This is a genomic window from Micromonospora sp. AMSO12t (assembly GCF_008806585.1).
GTDB lineage: Bacteria > Actinomycetota > Actinomycetes > Mycobacteriales > Micromonosporaceae > Micromonospora > Micromonospora reichwaldensis.
In genome coordinates this window covers 1-3,786 of the sequence record NZ_WAAS01000414.1, presented here as the reverse complement: position 1 = coordinate 3,786, position 3,786 = coordinate 1, and the positions used below count along the sequence as shown (strand labels likewise).

Sequence of the window (3,786 nt, the reverse complement as noted above, 5' to 3'; positions counted from 1 at the left end):
GACCTCATCGAGGCGGCCAACCGGGTCGACGGGCTGATCGGCGCCGGTCTCGACGACGGGGGGATCCGCCCCGACGTCGGCCTCGACTTCCGCAACGAGCTGCGTAACCTGACCGACGCGGCCCGCGCCCGCTCGGGCGACCTGGGCGAGCGGATCGCCCGGCTCCGCGAGAAGGTCGCGATCCGGCGCGGCGAGGGCGCCCTCACCGACGCTTACGCCCGCCGGCTGGACAGCGCGATCACCGCGCTCGGGGCGGCGCAGGTCTGACCGCCGGCGGTCAGCGGGCCCGCGCCCGGACCGGCGCCCGGGCCGCCTCGGGCGACGCCGCCTCCGCGATGAAGCGGCGGTACACCTCCTCGTAGCCGGTGGCCATCCGCCCGGTGGAGAAGTTCTCCGCCACGTGCGCGACGCAGGCCGCCGGATCGATGCCCGTCGCCGCGCGCAGGGCGCTCGGCAGCTCGTCCACGTGCTCGCAGATCAGGCCGGTCCTTCCCGGTCGGACGAGTTCCGGCACCGCCCCCCGGTCCAGCGCCACCACCGGTGTCCCGGTCGCCATCGCCTCCACCATCACCATGCCGAACGGTTCGTCCCACCGGATCGGCATGATCAGGCACCGGGCCTCGACCAGCAGCCGCAGCGCCTCGGCCCGGTCGGCGTCGAGCACCACCCGGACGTCCTCGCCGAGCAGGGGCCGGACCACCTGGTCGTAGTAGCGGCGCTCGGCCGGCTCGTTGCACTTGCCGGCCAGCACCAGCGGCAGGCCGGCGGCCCGGCAGGCCCGGATGGCAACGTCCGGGCCCTTGTCGGGGCTGAACCGGGCCAGCCAGAGCACCGGCCCCCGCCCGGGGGCGGTCTTGTGCGGGATGCCCCGGACGTCCATCGCGTTGTGCACCGTACCGACCCAGTGCAGCGGCGGGTTGAGCCGGCGCTGGGCATGCGAGATGGCCACCAGCCCGACCCCCCTGTCGGTCTCGCTGAGCACGTCGCCGTACTCGCCGACGGGGTTGCCGTGCACGGTGGCGACGGTGGGCACGGCCCGGTGGCCGGCGATCAGCGGGCCGATGGTGGTGTGGTCGTGGACGATGTCGAAGTCGCCTGCGTGGACCCGGTGGTTGACCCGGGCCAGGTGGGCCAGCTCGGGCAGCGCCTCGCCGAGCCGGTCGAACTGGAGTTCGGGCACCGTGGAGACGAACGCCGCCGCGGTCCCGTGCTCCCGGCCCGCCCCGAACACGGTGACCGCGTGACCCCGGTCGACCAGCGTCTCCACCAGGCCGGTCACCACCTGTTCCAGCCCGCCGTAGCCGGGCGGCGGCACCGACAGCCACGGCGGCACCACCATCGCGATCCGCAACGGCCGCGGTGCCGATCGGTCGGGCGACGGATGGTTCACGGCCACGGATTCCTCCCCCTCGGTCACTGCTGTGGCATCACCGGACCGGCCCCGCCGCGACCGGTGCCCGCTGGGCGGGCGGGATCGACGACGGGTTCCCGGCGGCGGCGCCACTAAACGGGACGATCCGGGCGGTCACCCGCCCACGAGGAGCTGCTCCCGCACCGCCCGTACCCCCTCGCCGGACCAGGCCACCCGCTCCGCCTCGTCCCTTTCCCACCAGGAGCGCACCACCCCGGTCAGCACGACCGTGTCCCCGTCCACCTGGACGGTCACCCGCTCCGTGCCGATGCCGCGCCCCAGCGCCCGCTGGAGGTCGCGCCGGAGCCGCTCGCTGTCGGTACGGGCGACGGGGCGCACCTCGACCAGGTTGGTCACCCCGCGTACGCCCCGCAGCCGGCGCAACTCCCGCTCGGCGGTACGCCGCTGCCAGCCGAACTCCACCTCGCCACGGAGCATCACCCAGCCGTTGGCCACGGTGACGTCCAGCCGCTCGGCGGGGACGAAGCTGTCCCACTCCAGCGCCCGGCCCGCCGCGATCGCGATCTCGGCGTCCGTACGCCCCGGCTCGCCGGGCAGGCGCACCTCGACGTCGTCGGCGACCGCCCGCACCCCCCGTACGCGCTGCGCGCAGCGCCGCGCCGCCCACTTCCGCGCGTACCCGTCGACCCAGCCGGTCAGGGTGACCACGCCGTCGTGGACGGTCACCCCGATCTCGTTCGGCTGCGCCTGGGCGTCCCAGCCCAGTTCGTCGAGCACGTCCCGCTGGATCCGCTCGTCGGTCCGAACGGCCGCTGCCGTGGTCATCGCACCCTCCGTACGCCTCGCCGGTCCTGACTGCCGACGATCCCGGCGCGACGGGTGACGGCGGCTCACCCGCACCGGGTGAACCGCCGTCAGAGGGAGCGACGGGTGACGGAGCCAACCCCCTTGGCCCCGCCACCCGCCGCCCGGAGGGAGGAGGAATGTCTTCGGTTGCCGGTTACGACGTCTCGGCGAGCGTCACGGTCGCCCGGGATTCGGTGCCGTTGCGCTTGTAGGTCACCTCGACCCGGTCGCCGACCTTGCCGGCCTGCACGGCGCCGACCAGGTCGTCCGAGTCGTTGACGGCCTTGTCGCCGAACCGGGTGACCACGTCGCCGCGCTGCAGGCCGGCCTTCTCGGCGGGGCTGCCCGGCGTGACGGCGGCGACCAGGGCCCCGCCGCCCTCGGCGGGGGTCACGCTGACCCCGAGCGACGGGTGGCTGACCTTCTCGCCCCGCTGGAGCTTGCCGGCCACGTCCTTGGCCTTGTTGCTGGGGATGGCGAAGCCGACGCCGATGTTGCCGCTGCTGCCCTGCCCGGCGGTGGCGATCGCGGTGTTGATGCCGATCACCTCGCCCCTGGTGTTGACCAGTGCGCCGCCGGAGTTGCCCGGGTTGATCGGCGCGTCGGTCTGGAGCAGCCCCGCGATCGAGCTGGCCCCCTGCGCCGGGTCCTGCCGCTGCTGCCCACTGCCCGCCTGGATGGTGCGGTCCCGGGCGCTGAGGATGCCGGCGGTGACCGAGCCCTGGAGGCCCAGCGGGCTGCCGAGGGCGAGCACCTGGTCGCCGACCTGCATGGCGTCGCTGTCTCCGAAGGTGGCGGCCTTGAGGCCGCTGACGCCGTTGGCCTTGACCACCGCGAGGTCGGTCTTCGGGTCGGTGCCGACGATCTTGGCCTCGGCGGTCTTGCCGTCGGCGAAGGTCACCACGGCCTTGCCGTCGGTGGCGGAGGCGACCACGTGGTTGTTGGTGAGCACGAAGCCGTCGGCGGTGAGGATCACGCCGGAGCCCTCGCCGTTGTCCGTGCCGATCGAGACGACGCTGGGCTGCACGGCGGCGGCGATCCGGGGCAGGTCGGCGCCGTTGATGATCGGCGCGGCGGAGTAGGTGCGGGTGATGCCCGAGTCGCCGTCGACGGCGAGCGCGAGCGCCCCGCCGGCGACGCCCGAGCCGAGCATCAGCGCGAAGACCGCCACCCCGGCGCCGGCGAACTTGGCGATCCGGCTTGGCCGGGGGCCCGCCGTCTGCGGGGCCGCCCAGGGCGGGACGGGCTGGCCGGAGGGGTGCGGCTGGTGACCGTACGGCTGTCCCGGCTGTCCCCCGCCGCTCCAGCCGGACTGCTGGCCGTACCAGGGCGCGCCGGGAGCCTGCGGGTAGCCGGACTGCGGGTGACCTGGCTGCCCGGCGGCCTGGGGGTAGCCGGGCTGACCCGCGGCCTGCGGGTAGCCGGGCTGACCCGCGGCGTGCGGGTAACCGGACTGGCCCGCGGCCTGCGGGTAACCGGACTGGCCCGCCGCGTGCGGGTGACCGGGCTGGCCGGCGGCCTGCGGATGAGCCGGCTGGGGCTGGCCAGCGGCCGGGTGCTGCGCAACG

At 75.1% G+C, this 3,786-nt stretch carries 3 protein-coding genes and 1 pseudogene; 1 reads left to right on the top strand and 3 read right to left on the bottom strand.

Annotated elements, in window-relative coordinates; genetic code table 11:
• Window positions 1–267 (top strand): annotated as a pseudogene (locus F6X68_RS33770) (serine/threonine protein kinase); the annotation flags it as partial.
• A 10-nt stretch (window positions 268–277) separates the two neighbouring features.
• Here the strand turns inward: F6X68_RS33770 and F6X68_RS31480 are convergent.
• The 3 genes from F6X68_RS31480 to F6X68_RS31470 all read right to left on the bottom strand — a co-directional run.
• The gene (locus F6X68_RS31480; protein ID WP_151457652.1) at window positions 278–1,339 is read right to left on the bottom strand and encodes a glycosyltransferase family 4 protein; all 1,062 of its coding nucleotides are present in this window, start codon (window positions 1,337–1,339) and stop codon (window positions 278–280) included.
• 186 nt (window positions 1,340–1,525) lie between these two features.
• Entirely contained in the window at window positions 1,526–2,197 is a 672-nt protein-coding gene (locus F6X68_RS31475) for a BON domain-containing protein (protein ID WP_151457651.1), read from the bottom strand.
• Between the two features lie 175 nt (window positions 2,198–2,372).
• A partial coding sequence (locus F6X68_RS31470) for a trypsin-like peptidase domain-containing protein (protein ID WP_370519020.1) occupies window positions 2,373–3,786 on the bottom strand: 1,414 nt, incomplete at its 5' end.

Coding starts and splice junctions, on each gene's coding strand:
- F6X68_RS31480 (WP_151457652.1), bottom strand. CDS start 1,339: ATGGTGGTGCCGCCGTGGCTGTCGGTGCCGCCGCCCGGCTACGGCGGG.
- F6X68_RS31475 (WP_151457651.1), bottom strand. CDS start 2,197: ATGACCACGGCAGCGGCCGTTCGGACCGACGAGCGGATCCAGCGGGAC.